The organism is Vibrio sp. JZG120 (genome assembly GCF_053890955.1).
This window is the reverse complement of record NZ_JBSRRK010000001.1, coordinates 94,455-114,707: the sequence shown is the minus strand read 5'-3', so window position 1 is coordinate 114,707 and position 20,253 is coordinate 94,455. Positions and strand designations below refer to the sequence as shown.

Below are 20,253 nucleotides of genomic sequence, written 5' to 3'. Positions count from 1 at the left end.
GGCTAAAGTCTTCAGTTTAGTCGAGCTTATCCGCTTTGCCTGCTGGTCCTGCGAGTTTCGCTAGCCATTTATCCCAAACAAACGGACGTTTCTCATTATCTTCCGCTTCCTCTTTTCGGCGAACAGCATTTCGTACCATCATTGCTCCCAGCCAACGTATTGGTTCTGGTGGAAAATACCCAAGCGGTCCTCGCGCTAAACCACTTCGCGTCCATTCGTTATCTAGCCCTAACACCAACGACGATAAAATCTTTCCACCCATTCGAGTTTGGGCAACGCCGTTACCTGAATAACCAAACCCGTAAAAGACATTACTTTGCTCATCCAATTGGCCAAAAAAAGGAAACCCAGTTGCGGAACGATCCGAACCGCCAGTCCAAGAGTACTCAAATTCAGCCCCTTTTAAGCGAGGAAAAAGGTTGTCGAATGATTTTTTTAGTAGCGTTTGATAACGCGTCGGTTTGTTAAACATCGCATCAACTTGGTTGTTGAAAGAGAACTGATTACCGCCTTTACCTAGCATCAAACGGCCATCTGGCGTATCTCGGTAATAATGTACGAAGATGCGTGAGTCCAAGACACTCGAACCTGCTTGCCAACCAGATTGAGACAAAGTATCACCAAGCGGCTTGGTGATCACCATGTCGGAAGAGACCACCACGATACTGTTCTTGAACTGTTTAAACTGCTCCACCATCCATGCATTTAATGCCAACACCACCTGCTGCGCTTGAATGTTTCCTTTAGGTGTACAGACGGTGGCAGGTTTTCCATAATCTAGACGCGTCATTGGCGTGTTCTCATAAACTTCTACACCCAGATCAATAGCAATACGGCGTAACCCTCGCGCAAGTAAGGCGGGTTGTACGTTAGCAGCAACCGGAGAGTGGTAGCCTTCAATATGGCGAGGTGAACCCGCATTGGCACGCAGTTCCTCCACCGAGCAACGACGCCAACTGTTCACATCTAGCCGTTGTAACTCGTCGACAACTGGCTGCATTCCACCTTTCTGAGCCTGATTGGTTGCGGTGTAATAAACCCCTTTTAACGATAATTGCGCATCGATATTGTATTGCTGACAAAAGTCGTCAATCTCCAACACCGCTTGTTCCGACTCTTTTACCAACCAAACAGCATGTTCTTCACCGAATAACCGTTTCAACGTCGGGAACTTGGTAGACCATGTCAGCATACAGCCGCCATTCGCGCCAGATGCCCCACTGCCACACAAGCCCTTTTCGATAACAACCACCTGTTTTTCAGGAGATTGCTGCTTAATCATAATCGCTGTCCAAAGTCCGGTGTAGCCACCACCGACAATAGCAATATCGGTATCAATATTTTGATGTAATGGTTGCGGCGTTTCTGGCTGTTCAGCTTCAATGGCCTGTTTGAACCAGTATGAACTGTGTGTCATCGGATATCCTTGTTAGTGCGTTGCATCGTTTCTGTAAACACTTTACAAACGATGAGCACAATCAACGAGCAAGAATATCTAACGCTGAGCGATAGCAAATGTTGCTCTGAGAGAGTGGAAGTTTCCGCTATCAATGAATACAAAAATGGGGAGCAGCGCTCCCCAAAACAAACAGCAAGGATATAAATTATCGGAAAATCGAGACCGTCTTACTGGTTAGTATTTACCGGTTTCACGCATGCGGTACTCGTATTGAACATTGAGAATAGGCTGGTATACAACTTGCCCGTCACTTTGCAAGAACTCATTCACCATGACTTTTGAGTCGGTGATAGAAAACGACTGGCGATCAACATACTCTGTAAGGCTTGTAAACTCGTCACGAAGCTGACCTGGTGATTTGCTTTGATAGTTCTGAATCATGTCACGACCCATTTCATAAGCCGCTTGTTTGCTATCCATAACATCACCATGGATCGTTTCGGTATCGTTTGTCCACTGATAGCCACCAGCAAAAACAACAGAAGGTGCAGCAGTCAGAGCAATCATACTTGCTAAAGTCATTAAGCGTTTCATAAACCTCTCCTTACTTACCTTTATATCGGGCCAAAATTGGCTCGATATTTATAAGGTACGTATAAAGACCAGAAACACGTCAAAATAATTTCAAATAACGTTCAATTCTTGTTCAACTCATTTCACTTTAACTTAGCAACACGGCATCATACTCTGCCAACACGAGCATTTTTCCACCTCGTAATCACAACGTTCAAAGTGGCTTCCAAACTGACATTTCCTTACCAACCCATACAATACCTAAGGTCAATTTTCTCTTAGAATCCCAACAAAAGAACAGTGTTCAAAACCTTATATAAACGTCGGGCACAGCAAAACCTCCCCTTTTAGTAGTGCTTTGCATTTCCCCCTTTTTCGGGTTCTTCGCTGCTCGTCCGTCGGTTCTTAATTGTGGCTGTTGAGCACACGTTAATCTGGAGTGAAAATGACCGCGAACAAATCCATTTTTTACCATAGCAAATCAATTTACTCAGATGATTATGCTGATGTCTATAAGCCAATTTGGACCTACAGAGCGAAGTTCATCTTGCGCGCACTTTACTACAAACGAGCGTTTAAGCACCTGTCAGATAATATTGAATCGTCATTGCTAGAGATGCTTTGTGCACGTACGCACCGCTTTTTAGAAAAACCGTTTCGTCCCTACATCATCAAAAATAACTCAGCTTTCGATCGTTCAAACCTAGTGGTTGATCACTACAAAACCATTTCAGAGCTGTTTTCTAAACAGACCATTGAAGAGATCTATACCGATTCGACTGGCTTAACATTAACATCATTTGAAATCGACGAGACATTGTACTCTGTGCGATTGGTGTACGAAGCGCGTTACCAAAAAGAAGGCGACATGAGCCTAGTGCTACACAGCGCGGAGGATGGCAACTTCTATACGCTCTCATTTACTCTCGGCCACATAGAATCTGGACGCAGCATTATGATTGGCGGCTTGCAAGGGCCACGCAGCAGTGAAGAGAACAACGCAAAAATTAAAAAGTTAACTCGTAAGCTTTACGGGCAAAGACCAAAAAGCTTGATGGTGAGTTTGCTCACTTTACTCGCGCAAATTTGGGAAGTGAATACGATTCTAGCGGTAAAAACACAATCCCATACTTATGCTGCACGACGCTACAGTAAAGGACGAATCAAAACGGATTACGATGCACTCTGGCAAGAGTTGGGCGGCACCGAATACAACCGTCATTTCTACTCACTCGATGTGAATGCCCCGCGTCGTGATATCGAAGGCATGTCGCGTTCTAAGCGTTCGATGTATCGACGTCGTTACGAATGGTTAGACAATACCAAAGCGGAGTTCATGACAAGGCTACGTTAACCCAACGCACCACATGACGTTTTGTTTTTTCATTTTATGATTCGGAGTTTTTATGTCTTACAAGTACGCCGTTGCATGCTTACTGTCCGCACTTTCCTTAACGGCTCATGCACAACCAACCCAACATGTTGTTGGAGCAAATTTAGGCTACGGTAATGTTAGTTACGATGTGAACAATAGCCATGATGAAGGTGACATGTTCCTTGGTGATGTATATTACCGTTACATGTTCGATCACAACTTTGGTATTGAAGCCGGCTATAAGGGCGCATTTAACGGCATCGGCTCCGTACTTATCAGTCCCTTAACAGAAATCACCGATGTCAGTTATGGCGGGCCTCGACTCAGCGGTTACGCAAGTTACCCTCTGGGAGCTGGCTTTGAGCTTTACGGGAAAGGCGGTATCACTTACTACACGTTAAGTTACACGCTTAAAAACAATGGTCAGAATAAAGAATATGACGAGTCTAGTCTTGGCGGAGAAGCCGCTGCTGGTGTCGCTTGGGCCTATAAACACTTTGGTTTGAACTTAGAGTACAACTACGCCAAGAATAGCGATTTTGATTCTGGCGGTGTGATGTTTGGTGCACAATTGCGATTTTAAAAATTTAGCTGTGCCAAGGCACCGAATCGACATCGGTGCCTTATACCTCAAGCAGAGCTCAATGACATAATGATTCCGCTCAGGATCAACAGCACCCCGACGCCTCGCGTGAAATACCATTTTTCAGCCAACAACCACACGCCCATTAATAAACCAAACACAATGCTGATTTGTCGCAAAGCCACAACAAGGCTGACGTTATCAGTCATAGTCATCGCAAACAGCACCAAACCGTAGGTGGATGCCATCATGATGCCAGCCATGCTCGCACTTTTGCGAATCATCCAAGCGGTTTGTAGTTCTTGCTGACTCCCCGAAACAATACACCACAATAAAACCGGTACTCCCATAACCCAAAACTGCACGCCTAGATAAAAAGTCGCGCTATAGTGGTCGTTAAGAATGGTCGATGTTTGTTGAGTTAGCAGATTCAGTGCTTGCTTGTCCACAACGGAGTAACCCGTCGTGCCAAGCGCCGCAATCAAGGCCCAAAACACACCAACATTCAGGTACTCCCCAAGAGTAATTTGACGAAAACTGGTCACTGGAACTAGGACACAACCTAAAGTAATAAGCAGGAAACCCAACCACTGCTGAGCATTCAACTCATAACCTAAGGCGACGGTGAGTGCGCCCACCATCATTACAGGAAGTGCTCTCGCAATCGGATAAATCACTCCCACATCGGAGTGCTTGTAGGCCACGATCAAACCAACCAAATAGACGATTTGAGATAAACCACTGATAAACAGCATTCCCCAAAACACGTTGGGCAACGTCGCCCAGCCAATGTTAAAGAGATACCAAATAAGATAAGGCGTGAGCAGAAGGCAAGCAGATAAACTTGCCGCCATCGTAAACGCGAGCCCTGAACCAGAATTGCTTTTACCAAGAATATTCCAGCCAGCATGCATAACCGCAGACAATACAACGAGTGCGATTGCCAAGAGATCCATTCCGTTTTCCTGTTTATGATATTTAGATACCCTCAAGGTGCTTGGGTACAACAAAGGCCCCAATATGGAGCCTTTGAATTTGAGATATAAATTGCTCGCTGCCAACTAGACAGATGCCCAGCAAACAGAGATTAATTCAGCTCCGCGACAGACTCGATGCTGATGGCATCATGACGCCAGTATTCGATGTCACAGTCAATCAACTCGCCATGTTGGTTGTAGTTGATACGTTCAACCACCATTGCAGGCGTACCAGACGTCGCGCGCAATGCCTGTGCCACCTCACCCAACAAAGTACTAGTCGAAATTCGGTAACGAATTTTTTGATACGTCACACCGTAGTGTTCACGATAAATGTCGGTTAACGAGTTTGATAAATCATAAGACAATAAGTTGGGAAATATGTCTGGTCGAATGTAGTTCGTGACATAAACTACCGGACGCTCTTCTAGGTAACGAACGCGGTCGACACGAAATACGTCTGAAAACGGCTGAAGGTCCAACAAACGAGCGGCCAATTTATTAGCCAAAGTGCCTTTTGCGGCTATCACTTCTGTTTTTGGCACACGATTTTGCGCTTTCGCCATGTTCGGGAAGTTCAGCGTTTGGGTTGGGTCGTAACGCAATGGCTCAGGTGAGATAAACCAACCTCGGCGGTCTTCGCGATAGATTCGACCTTCCGCTTCTAGCAATGATAAAGCTTCACGCAGAGTGACGCGTGTAGTATCGAACGACTCCGCCAACTTACGCTCTGCTGGCAGTTTTTGACGCGGCGATAGCATGCCCGCTTCAATCTGTTCAACAATCGAATCTTTAATTTTTACGTATTGCACGAAGTGTCCTTATCTTTTGCGCCAAGCTTGTGTGCGATTCTCTAACAATTTACCCAAAGTCATCTGAACAATCTTCGCAATTGCGGCAGCAATCATGATCATCACCGCCATTGCCGCTGCAGCGCCAGTTTGACCTGCATCGTCCATATTCAGAATCGAGACCGAAGCCGGAATCGTATCGGTTGAGTAAAGGAATACTACCGCAGAAGTGGTGGTCAATGCATTAACAAACAAGTAAGTCGCAATGTCCAAAATCGCAGGTAAACACACAGGTAATGTCACTTTAAAGAACAACTTGTATTGAGGAAGCTTCACTGATGCTGCTGTGGCTTCAATCTCCGATGGCAACTGCTTTAGCGCTGTCAGGGCTGTCATGTGACCCACGGTGTAGTAATGCACTACCGTGTTAATCACCAAGAATGCCATGGTGCCATAAAGCACGTTCAAAGGATTGTTCGCATCATTGAAGTAAAAGATGTAACCCAAGCCAAGCACCATACCCGGAACTGCCATTGGCACCACGCTAAGCATTTGCATCACCTGACGAATTGGACCAAACGCACGCCCTTTCTCAATGCAGTAAGCACCGACAAAGATGATGGCTGTACCGATCACTGCCGTCCAACCTGCCAGCGTTAGCGAGTTGAAGAATGGGCTCCAACCGTAAGTGCTCATTTCAGCAAAGTTGTAATTGTTTAGCGTCAACGCTTTGTTCCAAGGCCAGAACGTAACTAACGAGCCATACACCGCCATGCCAAGCACAGCCAGCACTGCAATAGAAATGATGCTGCAGTAGACCAAACAGATGCTGTCGCGCGCTTTATTAGGTTCTGGCTGATAAGGCACCGAGCGAGTGTCGAATAAGCTCTTTTGTTTTTTCTGTACCCAGCGGTCTGCGCCAAACGCCATTACCGCAGGGAATAACAACATAATGCTAGTCACCGCACCCATGGCAAAGTTTTGCTGTCCCACGACTTGCTTGAAGATGTCAGTCGCCAGAACGTTGTAGCTGCCCCCAATCACTTTCGGCACACCAAAGTCCGTGATAACTAGCGTAAAGACGACGATAAGCGTACTGATCAAACCGTATTTCGCCGCAGGTAACGTCACCATAAAGAAGGTTTTGATGGGTGAGGTTTTAAGTGCACGGGCGGCTTCATACAAGCGAGCATCTGAAGTACGCAGCGAAGTGGTTAAAATCATCAATGCATGAGGAAAGGTCCAGAAAATCAAACCCATCGAGATACCAATCACGCCATAAATCGAGTTTCCTAACAGCATCTCTTTGGCAATGCCTTGATTACCAAAAAGGAAGATCAAACTGATCGCTGGCAGTAACGAAGGCGCGAGGATCGGCGCGGTACCTAGGATTTGAAACAAACCTTTAAACGGCATGCATGAACGAGTCAGCGCGTAGGCATAACCAAACGCAAGCACACCCACTACCGAGGTCACAATCACGCCCAAAGTGAAGGTGTTTCCCACTGACACCCACAAGCTTGAAGAGGAAAAGTACGTCGCAAAGTTTGCCAGACCGACAAATTCGCCATTGGCATTTTGCACACTCTTGGTCAACATTGCCCAAAGCGGCATCAAGATGAACAGCACCATCATAGTCGACAAACCAGCGAGCAAACCGAACAACACAAGGTTGTCGCGGCTAACACGTCCGAGTAGGGATTTTGCTTTGTCTTGCGTGGTTAGGCTATTCATCGTCATTGTCTTCGCATCCATGTTTACACCTACGCTGCTAGCGCTTTATCAACCGAGGGCACGGCGTAACCATGCAGCCCTTCTTCAGCAAACTGGATGTAACGTACATCGCCCGCTTTGATATTGAGTTTTTGAACCGTTTCCACAGGCACATCCACGACGATGGTTTTCGTTGAGCTGTCGTTTTGCAATACGCAATCAATGCGGAAAAACGCCCCCAAAAACTCGGTAGCCGTAACTCGCACTGGTAAAGAGTTGGTGTAGTTTTCAACGAACTTGATGCTTTCAGGACGCACCGCAAGGTCGAAGCGATCACCACGTTGGATCTTACAATTGGTCAAGCTTGGCGCTGGCATCAAGGTTTCTGCAATTCGTACTTGGGAGTCCGTTGCGACTGAGGTTTCAATAAAGTTCATGCTGCCGACAAACTCAGCGACAAAGCGCGTTGCTGGTTGTTGGTAGATCTCTTGAGGTGTGCCGACTTGCTCAATCACACCATGGTTCATTACCACAATACGATCCGCCATCGACAACGCTTCATCCTGATCGTGCGTAACCATGATGGTGGTGATGCCAAGCTTGCGTTGCAGCTTACAAATCTCGTCACGTAAGTGAACACGCACTTTTGCATCCAGCGCCGATAATGGCTCATCCAATAACAGTAGACCCGGAGACAACGCCAATGCACGAGCCAAAGCAACACGCTGCTGTTGACCACCAGAAAGTTGGTTAGGGAATTTCTCGCCAGAGGTTGGAAGACCAATGGTTTCTAGCCAATAATCTACTTTCTCTAACGCTTCTTTGGTCGACATGCCTTGGTTCTTCAAACCCACCGCAATGTTCTCTTGCACAGTTAGGTTCGGAAACAGCGCGTAAGATTGGAATACAATGCCGAAATCGCGCTTCTCTGGTGGCAGGAATGTGGTCTCTTGACCGTTTTGAAAGATTGCACCAGACGTTGGCAAGTCTAAACCTGCAATAGCACGTAATAGAGTGGTTTTACCGCAGCCAGAAGGACCAAGAAAACAAACAAACTCGCCCTTTTCAATCGCTAGCGAGATTTTCTTTAATGCAGTGAACTGTCCGAATTGCTTCACTACATTTTCAATATTTAGGTAATGTTGGTTAGTTGACATAACACACGCTCCAAATGGTATATACCAACTTTAGTTTTTGAGTGTTACGTTCCAATGACAAATTTATAGCCAGAAGATGACAAATAGATGAAGGGCGATGAGGTTTGTTTTAGAAGTTTAAGCTTCACTCTATGAATTGCACAGTTATGCACCTCATACATTTTCATCACAAATGCCTTACTAAAATCCGACAGGTTTTGACGGATCGCACGTCCTTTTTTCTATAACAGGATCTACACGCCTTGACAGATAAGGCGGCCCAGAAAAGCAAGTAGATTTCGCTCTGTTTTTGCAATTTTCACAGTTTTCTTCGCAACTGAGATCAACGCCAATAAGATCGATTTGTTGTCGCTCGCTACCCATTGTTAATTGATCATAATCAATGTTTTCAATTGGTGCTTCTCGTTAAATACCGTTAAATTACAGCATAAGAAAAGCCACACTATCCTGTGTTTTAAAAGGATTTTTTTACTATATATTGTGCTTTCTTAACAAAACCATTAGGGAGGAGAAGTGGAACAAGCGTGCGCTACAGGTAGTGCATAAAGGAAAGCCCCAGATGACTGCAATCAACTAGGGCTTAGTAGATAAAACTAACCCGAAGGTTACTGATATCTTGTGTTGAAGAAACTATAAATCAGTGAACTTTCGGGTGCAACCTTAATTAAGGAGCATGCGATGAGATTTAAAGATCCACTGAAAGACTCAATTCGCGATACCTTACCCGTGGTAGCTAGAGGAGTTCTAGCGGCTTTAGCTGGTAAGATTTTCGAACTATTCATGTGATGCACTAGGACTGTAGAAGGGGAGCTTTCTCTCCTTTTTGTCAGTTACACAATACGCTGAGATTCCCGACTCACTCCTTCGTCGTTCTCGAGAATGACGTCGTGAGTGTGGATAGAAGATCCCAACTTTCTTAAGTCCGTCATTCCAGCGAACCTAGGTGAGACTAGGAATCTACTTGCAGCAAACTCTGAAATAAGAGGGAAAACAAAAAATCCACCTCAACCGAGGTGGATTTCAGCATTCAACTCAAAGCAAATTCAATTAAGACTTTGGCTCTGATTTCGCGTCAAACTTCTCAGACCAAGCCGCTAGAATCTCTGCACGCTTGCTGCCCATTTGCGCGAAGTCCATCTTCGCCATGTTCTCTTGAACGTTCGGGAAGTTAGACACGGTCGCTTTCACGTCTTTATGTGCAACCACTGGGTACATTTCTACGTAAAGCTCGTTTGCTGCTTTAGAGATTGACCAGTCGACAACACGCTTCGCTGCATCCGATTCTTTTACTAGACCAACCGCTTCTGATTCCCAGCCGATGCCTTTTGGTGTGATAACCGCTAGAGGTGCACCTTGTGTTTTCAGCTTCGCGCCGCGGCTCGCCATCGAAATACCGATAGCCACTTCACCCATACCCGCTTGAACACATGGCTTAGAACCAGAGTGCGTGTAGTGTGCAATGTTTTTGTCTAAGTCACGCATGTAGTTCCATGCCTGATCTTCACCCATGTTTTGTAGCCAAGCAGAAACCTGCATGTAGCCAGTACCTGAAGAAGCTGGGTTCGGCATTGCAATGTGACCTTTGTAAACTGGCTTTGTTAGGTCTTCCCAAGACGTTGGTTTCGGTAGGTTAAGTTGTTTCGCTACCGCTTCGTTGAAACAAACTGCGTTAAAGAACGCATCGTTACCAAACCAAGCTTGGTTTGATTGAGGGTCGTTTAGGTTCGCGTGCAGCTCTTCCAAACCTTTTGGTGTGTAAGGCTTAAGAAGACCTTCATCTTTAAGCAGTGCCATTGACGAGCCAGCAAGACCCCAAACCACTTCCGCTTGAGGATTGTTCTTTTCTGCCAGCAATTTCGCCGTCATGATACCGGTGGAATCGCGAACCCACTTAATCTTGATATCTGGGTTATCTTTCTCAAACGCAGACTTGTATTTAGCAAGAATGTCAGTTTCAAAAGCGGTGTAAACCGTGACTTCCTGTGCTGCCATTGCATTCGTAGCTAGCAGAGAGACAAGTGCAGCCAGCGATCCTTTCATCAAACGGTTTTTCATCATTTTCTCCAGTTAATTTGGCTAAGTTTTTATTTGGTCTGTACCAGTTGACGATATACACCCTACTGAGCCTTTATGACGAATTCATGACCATTAAATGGCAGTTTTACGAAAATCATCGATGAATAATCGTTCAATTGATCCGCCATTTTCTGGATATTAAAGTTTTATGAAATTGGATATTCGCCTATTTACTGCCCTTTTCTTCCTCGCTAGAGTGAACTCGAAATTTGGTGTAGACCAATTAACCTATTCTGATGGAAATCGAGATGAAAAACGAATACCTACTACTGACTCCAGGTCCTCTATCTACTTCTGAAACGGTACGTGAAGCCATGCTTAAAGACTGGTGTACTTGGGATGATGAATACAACAAAGACATTGTAGAAGTGATCCGCACTAAGCTTGTAAAACTGGCGACGGAGCAAGACGGCTACACCAGCGTACTAATGCAAGGTAGCGGCACCGCATCAGTAGAAGCAACGATTGGCAGTGCCATTGGCAAAGATGGAAAATTGTTGGTTGTCGACAACGGTGCGTACGGTGCACGTATCGCTCAGATCGCTGATTACCTAAATATTCCATGCCATGTAGTTTCCCCAGGCGAAACATCACAGCCACACTTGAACGAGGTGGAAACTGCATTGGCATCGGATCCTGCGATCACACACGTGGCGATTGTTCACTGCGAGACAACCACTGGCATGCTTAACCCAATTGAGACATTTGCTTCTGCAGCGAAAGCACACGGTAAAGTGGTGATTCTCGATGCCATGTCGAGCTTTGGTGGCATTCCTATCGATATTGCTGAGCTAGGCATCGATTTTATGATCAGCTCTGCAAACAAATGTATTCAAGGCGTGCCGGGCTTTGGCTTTGTGATTGCGAAACAAACTGAGCTAGACAAGTGCCAAGGTCAGGCTCGTTCTTTAAGCCTTGATCTTTACGACCAGTGGCACTGCATGGAAGTGAACCACGGCAAATGGCGTTTTACGTCTCCAACGCACACGGTGCGCGCTTTCTATCAAGCATTGTTAGAGCTGGAACAAGAAGGCGGCATTGAGGCTCGTCATAACCGTTACCAAACTAACCAGAAAACACTGGTTGCAGGTATGCGCTCTTTGGGGTTTGAGCCACTACTGAGTGATGACCTTCACTCGCCAATCATCACTTCTTTCTACTCTCCGACGCACAGTGATTACCAGTTCAAAGCGTTCTATACACGTTTAAAAGAGCAAGGTTTTGTGATTTATCCGGGTAAGGTATCGAACGCAGATTGCTTCCGTATCGGCAACATTGGCGAAGTTTACCCAGCAGATATCGAGCGCTTAATCGGTGCAATTGAAAAAGCAATGTACTGGCAAGTTGCTTAAAGCAGCCTTCTGATTGAGAGAGCGTTATGACTCAGAATATCAAACCGACCCATTTCCGCAGCGAAGGCGATGTCAACACGACACCGGCGCGCCAAGCTTGGAATGCATCGATGGATGACGAACGCACGCAAGCATTACTGAAGCGTGATTCGAAGGTCTTTCTTCATCAAGCCATGTCGACACCTTGCTTAGATACCTTGGAAGCAGCGGAAGGCATCTATATCCAAGATGCTACCGGCAAAAAGTACATGGACTTTCATGGCAATAACGTCCACCAGCTAGGCTATGGTCATCCGCATGTGATTAAACGTGTGCAAGAGCAAATTGCCAAACTGCCGTTTTCACCACGTCGTTTTACCAACGAGACCGCGATTGAATGTGCCGAAAAACTCACCCAAATCTGTGGCGGCGAATTGAACCGCGTGCTGTTTGCTCCGGGTGGCACATCTGCGGTTGGTATGGCTCTTAAATTAGCACGCCACATCACGGGCAACTACAAGGTGGTGTCGTTGTGGAACTCCTTCCACGGCGCATCATTGGATGCCATCTCAGTAGGTGGCGAAGCGTGTTTCCGCCAAGGCATGGGACCATTAATGGCAGGTGTTGAGCGCATTCCACCAGCGGTGTCTTACCGTGGCGCTTTCCCAGTCGCGGACGGCAGTGATGTGCATTACGCCGATTACCTTGAATACGTGATTGAGAAAGAAGGCGGCGTGGGCGCGTTTATCGCAGAAGCGGTTCGCAATACCGACGTACAAGTGCCGAGCAAAGCCTACTGGAAACGCATCCGTGAAATCTGTGACAAACACAATGTCATGCTGATCATCGACGATATCCCTAACGGTATGGGTCGCAGCGGTGAATGGTTTACCTACCAAGCCTACGACATCGAGCCAGATATGCTCTGCATCGGAAAAGGCTTGGGTGGTGGCTTAGTGCCTATCGCAGCCATGGTAACCAAAGACAAATTCAACACCGCCGAGCAAATCTCCATGGGTCACTACACTCATGAGAAAAGTCCTATCGGTTGTGCTGCAGCACTGGCAACCATGGAAGCCATTGAGCAAGACGGCTTGCTAGATAAAGCCAAAGCCGACAGCCAGTTCATGCGTGAAAAGCTGCTAGAGATGAAAGCCAAGTACCCTGTGATTGGCGATGTTCGTGGCATCGGCATGTTGTGGGGCATTGAGTTGGTCACTGACCACGAAAGCAAAGCACGCGCGTATGACGAAGCGGAAGCAGTGCTGTACCAATGCCTCAACAACGGAGTGAGCTTTAAGGTATCGCAAGGCAATGTGATTCAACTCAGCCCACCGCTGATCATCACCCGCGAACAACTAACAGAAGCGTTAGCGCTCTTCGAAGAAGCCATCGCCAAAGTGTGCAAAGACTTTAACTACTTTTAGGGTCAATAGACCTCAACAAAACCAATTATCCTGAGCGCAGTTCCAATGTGTAGGCAGCGCTCTGGCAAGCAAGAAAAAGGATTGAACATGAGCAACTCTCCAATTCAAGCAGTGATCTTTGACTGGGCTGGCACTATCGTCGATTTCGGCTCTTTTGCGCCAACCAGCATCTTTGTGGAAGCATTCAAACAAGGCTTTGATTTTGAAATCGACCTTGAAGAAGCGCGCGAACCAATGGGGCTTGGTAAGTGGGATCACATCCAAGCAGTGGGTCGCATCCCTGCGGTTGATAAGCGTTGGAATGAGAAGTTTGGTCGCTCAATGACCAGCGAAGACATCGACGCTATCTACGCAGCCTTTATGCCTTTGCAAAAAGCAAAAGTGGCTGACCACGCAGAACCAATCCTCAATGCGATTGAAGTTGTGAACGGTCTGAAAGACAAAGGCATCAAGATCGGTTCTTGTTCTGGTTACCCGCGTGAGGTGATGGACGTATTGATTCCAGTTGCAGCGGACTACGGCTACCAACCAGATTACGTTGTCGCGACAGACGATCTGCCCCAAGGTGGTCGCCCAGCACCATTTATGGCACTGAAAAACGTGATTGAGCTTGGTGTAACCGACGTTAAAGCATGCGTCAAAGTGGACGATTCAGCACCAGGCATCTTTGAAGGTCACAATGCGGGCATGTGGACGGTGGGTCTGCTGCTTTCTGGTAACGAAGCGGGTCTGACATTTGAAGAATACCAAGCCGCAGACGAAGCAACCTTAGAGAAAGCTCGTGAAAAAGCACGCGCGAAGTTTATCAAGAGTGCACCTCACTACTTAATCGATACCATCTCCGATCTGCCAGAGGTGATCGTAGATATCGAACAACGCCTAGCCGCGGGCGAACGTCCGTAGTTTTCGCTCATGAATTCAGAATGTAAAAAGCCTCTCCATCTTGAGAGGCTTTTTGTGTTTATGGAAAGCGGAGGTGTCAATTAATCGCGGTACTTGCTCGACGCTTTAGCTTAAAGCCCATACTGGTTGGCCTTTCTTCTGGCTCACCTTTGATGGCATGCAACAGTTTTTCTGCCGCCTTGGTGCCCATGCGCTCATAATCAAATTCTGCAGATGTCAAACTTGGGTAAGCGTGCTCCCCCATAGAAGAGCCTTCAAGGCAAATAATGGCAATGTCGGTCGGGACTTTGAGCACGCGGCGATGGCACTCAAAGAGCGCACCAATTGCGATCTCCTCATGGCTACACACCAAAGCATTCAAGCTTGAATCGCGCAGCAATAACTTCGCCAATCCTTCCGCACCCAATTGTGAAGATGGCGCTTCATGAGTCGTCAGAAAATGATCTGGGGTGAGATAGTTTTCAATCATCGCACTTTGCCAACCGTGTAACTGGCGTTGCAACGTTGAGTGATTCCCGCGCGCCCCAATAAAACCAACGTTCTTAAAACCTTGTTCAATCAGGTGTCTGGTACAGGCCTTACCCACTTCGAAGTGATCCACGCCAATGTTGAGATAACTGGCCTTTGAGCTCAGTTCGGCAATCTCTAACACTGGCGTATTTGACGCCTCTAACAGTTGATGCGTTCGCTGACTATGCTCACTTCCAAACAGTACAACGCCCGCAGGACGGCTCTCTAAAAAAGTCGAAAGCAACTTTTCTTCTTGCTCAATCGAGTAGTCGCTGTAACCCAGTAATAATTGATAACCCGCTTTGTTTAACGCCTGTTGGAAGCTTGGTAAGAAATGCGCGCATGCTTTTTCAAACAGTGACGGAATGATAAGAGCGATGGAATAACTTTCTGCAGATGCGAGTGCCCCTGCGGCTTTGTTCGGGATATAGCCGAGCTCATCAACCACTTGTTGAATTTTCTCTCTCAGCTTATCGGATACCAGCTCTGGCGTTCGTAATGCTCGCGACACCGTCATCGTGCCTACGCCTGCTTGTTTGGCGACATCAGCCAAAGTGACGTTGCCGGTACTTCTTCGTTTGCGAGGTTCGCTCATTGTTTTTATTTAATGTTCTCTAATTTCAGCTGCAACATCTTATCACAGCGCTTTAATGGTTTTGATATTAGCGCATTAGAACTCGAACACCAGCACATGAAACTTCGATGCCTGATAAAAATGATAGCGCTATCACAATTAATGGTAGCGCTATCAGATAGCGCTACCATTTGTGATCACTCTCAGGTTTTTCTGGCAAATTGATCGATAAAGTACGCAGCAACAAAACAACAAATCGGAAACATTCCAATGCTACGTGAACTGATTACCTCTGATGTCATTCGCATCCATTCTGACGCAACCGACTGGAAAGATGCGATCAGCAAATCTTGTGAAGCTTTGATTGAAAATGGCGCGATAGAACCAAGTTACGCTGAAGCAATTTACCGCTCGCACGAAGAGCTTGGCCCTTACTACGTGGTAGGTCCGGGCATGGCGATGCCACACGCTCGCCCTGAAGATGGCGTTAACCGCTTGTCTCTTGCTATCACGGTGATTCAAAACGGCGTGAACTTCGATTCTGAAGGTAACGATCCAGTGAAAATGCTGGTTACGCTAGCCGCGACAGACAGTAACTCGCACGTGGATGCGATTTCTAAACTGGCTGAGTTGTTTATGAATGAAGAGCATGTAGAAGCCATCTGCTCCGCTCAAAACACACAAGATGTTCTTGCGATCATCGAAAAATACTAACTCCTGAAGTGCCCTTCGAAATGGGCATACCCCCCTATAAAAAGAAAAGGTCTGAATTATGAAAATTATGGTTGTTTGCGGTCACGGTCTTGGTACTAGCCTAATGATGGAAATGAGCATCAAAGGCATCGTGAAAGAATTGAATGTAAACGCAGAAGTGGATCATATCGATCTAGGCTCTGCAAAAGGTACGGATTGTGACATCTTCATCGGTACTAACGACATCGTTGAACAGTTGAACGCACTTGGCGTTGAACCACGCATCGTTGCGCTTGATAACATGGTCGACAAAGTGGCAATGAAAGAGCGTCTATCTTTAGCACTTCAAGAGCTTGGCGCTCTGTAAGGTGGCGTTATGGAATTTTTCAGTTTCTTAATGAACGATGTTCTATCAGAGCCAGCGGTTCTGGTAGGTCTCATCGCCCTAATCGGCTTAATTGCCCAGAAAAAACCGGTCACCGAGTGTATTAAAGGCACGGTAAAAACCATTCTTGGTTTCATCGTACTTGGTGCGGGTGCGGGTCTGGTTGTGACTTCTCTGGGTGACTTCGCGACGATTTTCCAACACGCATTTGGCATCACAGGCGTAGTTCCAAACAACGAAGCTATCGTCTCTATCGCGCAAGAAGCGTTTGGTAAAGAGATGGCGATGATCATGTTCTTCGGTATGTTAGTGAACATCTTGATCGCTCGCTTCACGCCATGGAAATTCATCTTCCTAACCGGTCACCACACGCTATTTATGTCGATGATGGTAGCAGCGATTCTGGCATCTAGCGGCATGAAAGGTGTTCCACTGATCGCGCTTGGCTCTGTGGTTGTGGGTTCTGTAATGGTGTTCTTCCCTGCGATCGCTCACAAGTACATGAAGCAAGTTACAGGTTCTGACGACGTTGCGATTGGTCACTTCTCTACCCTTTCTTACGTGCTAGCTGGCTTTATTGGCAGCAAGTTCGGTAACAAAGAACACTCTACTGAAGAGATGAATGTCCCTAAAAGCTTGCTGTTCCTACGTGATACACCAGTGGCGATCTCGTTCACCATGGGCATCATCTTTGTGGTGACGTGTTTATTCGCTGGCGGTGATTTTGTCCGTGAAGTCAGTGGCGGTAAACATTGGTCTATGTTTGCGCTAATGCAATCCATCACATTTGCAGGTGGTGTATACGTTATCCTTCAAGGTGTACGTATGGTTATCGCAGAAATCGTTCCAGCGTTTAAAGGCATCTCAGACAAACTGGTTCCAAACGCAAAACCTGCACTGGATTGTCCGGTTGTGTTCCCATACGCGCCAAACGCGGTATTGGTGGGCTTCCTATCGAGCTTTGCAGCCGGTCTAGTGGGCATGTTCCTGCTGTACGTGATGGGTCTTACTGTGATTATCCCAGGTGTCGTTCCACACTTCTTTGTGGGTGCTGCGGCAGGTGTATTTGGTAACGCGACAGGTGGTCGTCGCGGCGCAATTCTAGGCGCGTTTGCACAAGGTTTACTGATTACTTTCCTACCTGTCTTCCTAATGCCAGTACTGGGTGATCTTGGCTTTGCAAACACAACATTCAGTGATGCTGACTTCGGCATTGTAGGTATCCTACTTGGCCTGATTGTGCGCTAAGCTTTTATTCTTATGAATGCAGAATTAGGCTCGTCGGCATTCATCTCTCAAAGGCTCTAGCAGGAAAAGCACTCAAACAAAACGCCCCTCACGTGAGGGGCGTTTTTCATATTGAGGCTATCTTATTGAGACAACAACTTTCTCGTTGGTTCTTGCTCGGTGTATTCAACGGATTCGTTACCAGATAGCTTATCGACGTCCGCTTGTTCGCCGCTCACCACCAGTACCTGTTGCTTCACCAACGCATCAACCACTTTAAGGTTATGTTGACGAAGAAGCGCTCTCACTTCGCTCTCTTTCCCTTTGTGATACTTAACAAAGTAACGCGTAGGTTGTTGCTCAGCTTGTTCAGAACGTTCATCCACGAGCGGAAATCCTTGATTGTTCGCCAAGCTGGCCGAGCTTAGTCCGATTGCCAATAGTGCGGTAGCACTCACCGCAGACAAAGAAAGTAAGGTCAACTTCTTCATAGCCACTCCTTATTGAAAAGTCAGAGTCCAACTGTTGATTGTGCCTGTGTCTCTTCTGGCACTGTCTACCGCTTTTAGTTCCCAAGAACCTTGTGATTCAAAACCAGAGAAATCCGCTTGGAAAGTGGCTTTGATATCGTTAGCGCTGCCGCCAGTATTATCGTGAAGCACGACTTCTCCACCAGTAGGTGAAGTTAGCGTCACTCGTAGGTCACCGATGTAAGTGTGGCTAATATCAACGTCAATACTTACTGTACCTGAATCACCAGAGCGATCGACATCTACTGCGCTGATTGCGCCAGCAGATTTGTTGTCAGGAATCGCAACAGGGTTGGTGTTTGAGAAGCTAGAGTCCGAAGAGCTACCGCCACCGTCAGGACCGTTACAGCCCGCATCCAAGAACAGTTTCGCCGCTTCCGCATTCACTAGGCCGTGACCTGTGCGGTTGTCTCGTCCAGCGACATCAATGTCTGTTGCCGTTTGAACTAGGGCATTACGTACTTGCGCTGCTGTACACGTTGGGTGGTAACTCCACACCAAGCCTGCTACGCCAGTTACATGAGGTGTTGCCATCGATGTACCATTGTAGTACTCGTAATCTTCACCAGAGGTAGTTGAAACCGTAATTTCTTGACCTACATACCCCAGCAACTCTTGACCAAATGCACGGTCAACCGTCATCGAAACCATGCGATAAGCGTTGTTTGTGTCAACCAAGAATGGGTTTTGCAAACCAGGTAGTTCAGAGTTGCTGTATACGATTGCCGCTCGTGCACCTGCATTGTAACAAGCTTGAACCGCATCCACTTCTGGGTAGTTACCTGAAGACTGGTTGCCAATACGTTCAGTCAAACAAATTTTGCCCGACATATCACCACAGTTAAAGTTACCGCCAGATACATCACAGCTATCTAGCATTGCTGTTACTGAACCAGCGATTGGATCCGGAACATACGAAGAACCGTTATTGATCAAACGATTGTGAGGGACAATGCCGCGATCAAATTGGCTTACGCCATTCAAGGTAATATCAGAAAGTTTACCTTCGCCTACCGTAACCGTTGATAAGATCGCCACACCTGGGCCAGAGATCTCAACTTGATCAGTAGATTGCGAGAACGCCGCATGATCATTTTGGTTATCGACAGCAGCAACAGACATAACTGAATCGTAAGAAGCTGGGTAGCTGTGTGCGGTGTTACCGTCATTACCAGCTGCGGCGATTAGCAGAACGCCTTGATCGTAAATGTTTTGCAGTGCATTTTGCTCAGTTCGGCTTGATTGACTACCACCAAGACTCATGTTCACAACGTTGGCACCATTATCTGCACACGTTTGGATCGCTTTAACAAGTCCAGATGAGTAACCCCAACCTGATTCGTTAAATACTTTCACGATGTGCAAATTCACATTCTGGTTTGGCATCACACCCTTCACACCTTCGGTGTTGGCAATCGCTGCGATAGTACCTGCTACGTGAGTACCGTGGGCGTTATTGTTACCCGGATCGCTCCATGACCCTGTACCACTATCGTTGGTACCTGCAACACGGTTACCGCTTAGGTCGTTGTGCGAGATGTCGTACCCTGAATCGATAATACATACAGTGCGATTACCAGCATTGAAGTCGTCTAACTGTTGAGCATTAACCGCTTCATAACCCCACGGGGTAGTTTCACTGAGCAAATAGCGAGGCGGATCGACTTCGACATATTCCACATCACTGCGATTACGAAGTGGTTCTAAGTCATCACCATCCAACTCAACGCTGTAAATGGCGCGATTACCCAGTTTTTCCACCTTACGTGCCTTCACCTGTTCTAAAACAGACTCCTGCGCGATTCGTGGTCCCCAAAAAGAGTTACCACCCATTGAAGATCGGCTGACTGCATCTTCTTTGAATTTGACGATGTACTTCGTCGGTAACTTAGATTCATCAAATCCCATTGGTGGAGCCGCAAACGCTGACATAGAAGTGGTCAGTGCTATCGCTACGGCAGACAACGAAAATAAGCCTTGTTTTTTACTTGTTGTGTAGTGCATTTGCCCTATTCCTTATTTGAGCTAA

Annotated in this window: 18 protein-coding genes; 8 read left to right on the top strand and 10 right to left on the bottom strand. The window is 46.7% G+C overall.

Annotation, left to right across the window (positions count from 1 at the left end):
- Positions 1 to 16: 16 nt before the first annotated feature.
- Together ACWPOD_RS00520 and ACWPOD_RS00515 are read right to left on the bottom strand one after the other, a co-directional pair.
- Entirely contained in the window at positions 17 to 1,417 is a 1,401-nt protein-coding gene (locus ACWPOD_RS00520) for an FAD-dependent oxidoreductase (protein ID WP_456231419.1), read from the bottom strand.
- Between the two features lie 216 nt (positions 1,418 to 1,633).
- Positions 1,634 to 1,993, bottom strand: a complete 360-nt coding sequence (locus ACWPOD_RS00515) for a DUF3316 domain-containing protein (RefSeq protein WP_005395335.1) — start codon at positions 1,991 to 1,993, stop codon at positions 1,634 to 1,636.
- Positions 1,994 to 2,417: 424 nt separating this feature from the next.
- Between ACWPOD_RS00515 and ACWPOD_RS00510 the strand changes: the two genes are divergently transcribed.
- Together ACWPOD_RS00510 and ACWPOD_RS00505 are read left to right on the top strand one after the other, a co-directional pair.
- Positions 2,418 to 3,326 (top strand): VirK/YbjX family protein, encoded by a 909-nt coding sequence (locus tag ACWPOD_RS00510; protein WP_046873855.1) that lies wholly within the window; start codon positions 2,418 to 2,420, stop codon positions 3,324 to 3,326.
- Between the two features lie 52 nt (positions 3,327 to 3,378).
- Entirely contained in the window at positions 3,379 to 3,930 is a 552-nt protein-coding gene (locus tag ACWPOD_RS00505) for a porin family protein (RefSeq protein WP_047008000.1), read from the top strand.
- A gap of 47 nt (positions 3,931 to 3,977) precedes the next feature.
- Here the strand turns inward: ACWPOD_RS00505 and ACWPOD_RS00500 are convergent, their stop codons facing one another.
- From ACWPOD_RS00500 to ACWPOD_RS00480, 5 genes are all read right to left on the bottom strand, one after another.
- A complete protein-coding gene (locus ACWPOD_RS00500; RefSeq protein ID WP_456231418.1) occupies positions 3,978 to 4,886 on the bottom strand; it encodes an EamA family transporter in 909 nt (302 codons plus the stop codon).
- A gap of 131 nt (positions 4,887 to 5,017) precedes the next feature.
- Positions 5,018 to 5,719, bottom strand: coding sequence for a phosphonate utilization transcriptional regulator PhnR (gene phnR, locus ACWPOD_RS00495; RefSeq protein WP_053808131.1), 702 nt, complete (start codon positions 5,717 to 5,719; stop codon positions 5,018 to 5,020).
- Between the two features lie 9 nt (positions 5,720 to 5,728).
- Positions 5,729 to 7,453 (bottom strand): putative 2-aminoethylphosphonate ABC transporter permease subunit, encoded by a 1,725-nt coding sequence (locus ACWPOD_RS00490; protein WP_005445406.1) that lies wholly within the window; start codon positions 7,451 to 7,453, stop codon positions 5,729 to 5,731.
- Positions 7,454 to 7,461: 8 nt separating this feature from the next.
- Entirely contained in the window at positions 7,462 to 8,568 is a 1,107-nt protein-coding gene (locus ACWPOD_RS00485) for a putative 2-aminoethylphosphonate ABC transporter ATP-binding protein (protein ID WP_047007997.1), read from the bottom strand.
- A gap of 1,047 nt (positions 8,569 to 9,615) precedes the next feature.
- Positions 9,616 to 10,626 (bottom strand): putative 2-aminoethylphosphonate ABC transporter substrate-binding protein, encoded by a 1,011-nt coding sequence (locus tag ACWPOD_RS00480; RefSeq protein WP_029830462.1) that lies wholly within the window; start codon positions 10,624 to 10,626, stop codon positions 9,616 to 9,618.
- 266 nt (positions 10,627 to 10,892) lie between these two features.
- Here ACWPOD_RS00480 and phnW point away from each other — a divergent pair, with 266 nt between their 5' ends.
- From phnW to phnX, 3 genes are all read left to right on the top strand, one after another.
- Positions 10,893 to 11,996 carry a 2-aminoethylphosphonate--pyruvate transaminase gene (gene phnW / locus ACWPOD_RS00475; RefSeq protein WP_456231417.1) on the top strand — a complete coding sequence of 368 codons (1,104 nt, stop codon included), beginning with the start codon at positions 10,893 to 10,895 and terminating at the stop codon, positions 11,994 to 11,996.
- A gap of 26 nt (positions 11,997 to 12,022) precedes the next feature.
- Entirely contained in the window at positions 12,023 to 13,402 is a 1,380-nt protein-coding gene (locus ACWPOD_RS00470) for an aspartate aminotransferase family protein (protein WP_456231416.1), read from the top strand.
- Positions 13,403 to 13,489: 87 nt separating this feature from the next.
- Positions 13,490 to 14,305: a phosphonoacetaldehyde hydrolase gene (phnX, locus tag ACWPOD_RS00465; protein WP_029843612.1), complete on the top strand. Its 816-nt coding sequence runs from the start codon at positions 13,490 to 13,492 to the stop codon at positions 14,303 to 14,305.
- Between the two features lie 76 nt (positions 14,306 to 14,381).
- Here phnX and ACWPOD_RS00460 read toward each other — a convergent pair whose 3' ends face one another.
- A complete protein-coding gene (locus tag ACWPOD_RS00460) occupies positions 14,382 to 15,410 on the bottom strand; it encodes a LacI family DNA-binding transcriptional regulator (protein ID WP_005463961.1) in 1,029 nt (342 codons plus the stop codon).
- Between the two features lie 249 nt (positions 15,411 to 15,659).
- Here ACWPOD_RS00460 and ACWPOD_RS00455 point away from each other — a divergent pair, with 249 nt between their 5' ends.
- From ACWPOD_RS00455 to ACWPOD_RS00445, 3 genes are read left to right on the top strand one after another with little or no spacing between them, the layout of a single operon-like run.
- On the top strand, positions 15,660 to 16,103 hold the full coding sequence (locus tag ACWPOD_RS00455) for a PTS sugar transporter subunit IIA (protein ID WP_395203387.1): 444 nt from the start codon (positions 15,660 to 15,662) through the stop codon (positions 16,101 to 16,103).
- Positions 16,104 to 16,161: 58 nt separating this feature from the next.
- On the top strand, positions 16,162 to 16,449 hold the full coding sequence (locus ACWPOD_RS00450) for a PTS sugar transporter subunit IIB (RefSeq protein ID WP_262681428.1): 288 nt from the start codon (positions 16,162 to 16,164) through the stop codon (positions 16,447 to 16,449).
- A gap of 9 nt (positions 16,450 to 16,458) precedes the next feature.
- Complete coding sequence (locus ACWPOD_RS00445; RefSeq protein ID WP_074189780.1) at positions 16,459 to 17,715, top strand: PTS ascorbate transporter subunit IIC; 1,257 nt, start codon at positions 16,459 to 16,461, stop codon at positions 17,713 to 17,715.
- A gap of 122 nt (positions 17,716 to 17,837) precedes the next feature.
- Here the strand turns inward: ACWPOD_RS00445 and ACWPOD_RS00440 are convergent, their stop codons facing one another.
- Together ACWPOD_RS00440 and ACWPOD_RS00435 are read right to left on the bottom strand one after the other, a co-directional pair.
- Positions 17,838 to 18,185, bottom strand: a complete 348-nt coding sequence (locus ACWPOD_RS00440) for a hypothetical protein (RefSeq protein WP_005395359.1) — start codon at positions 18,183 to 18,185, stop codon at positions 17,838 to 17,840.
- 9 nt (positions 18,186 to 18,194) lie between these two features.
- On the bottom strand, positions 18,195 to 20,228 hold the full coding sequence (locus ACWPOD_RS00435) for a S8 family serine peptidase (protein ID WP_456231415.1): 2,034 nt from the start codon (positions 20,226 to 20,228) through the stop codon (positions 18,195 to 18,197).
- Positions 20,229 to 20,253 lie beyond the last annotated feature (25 nt).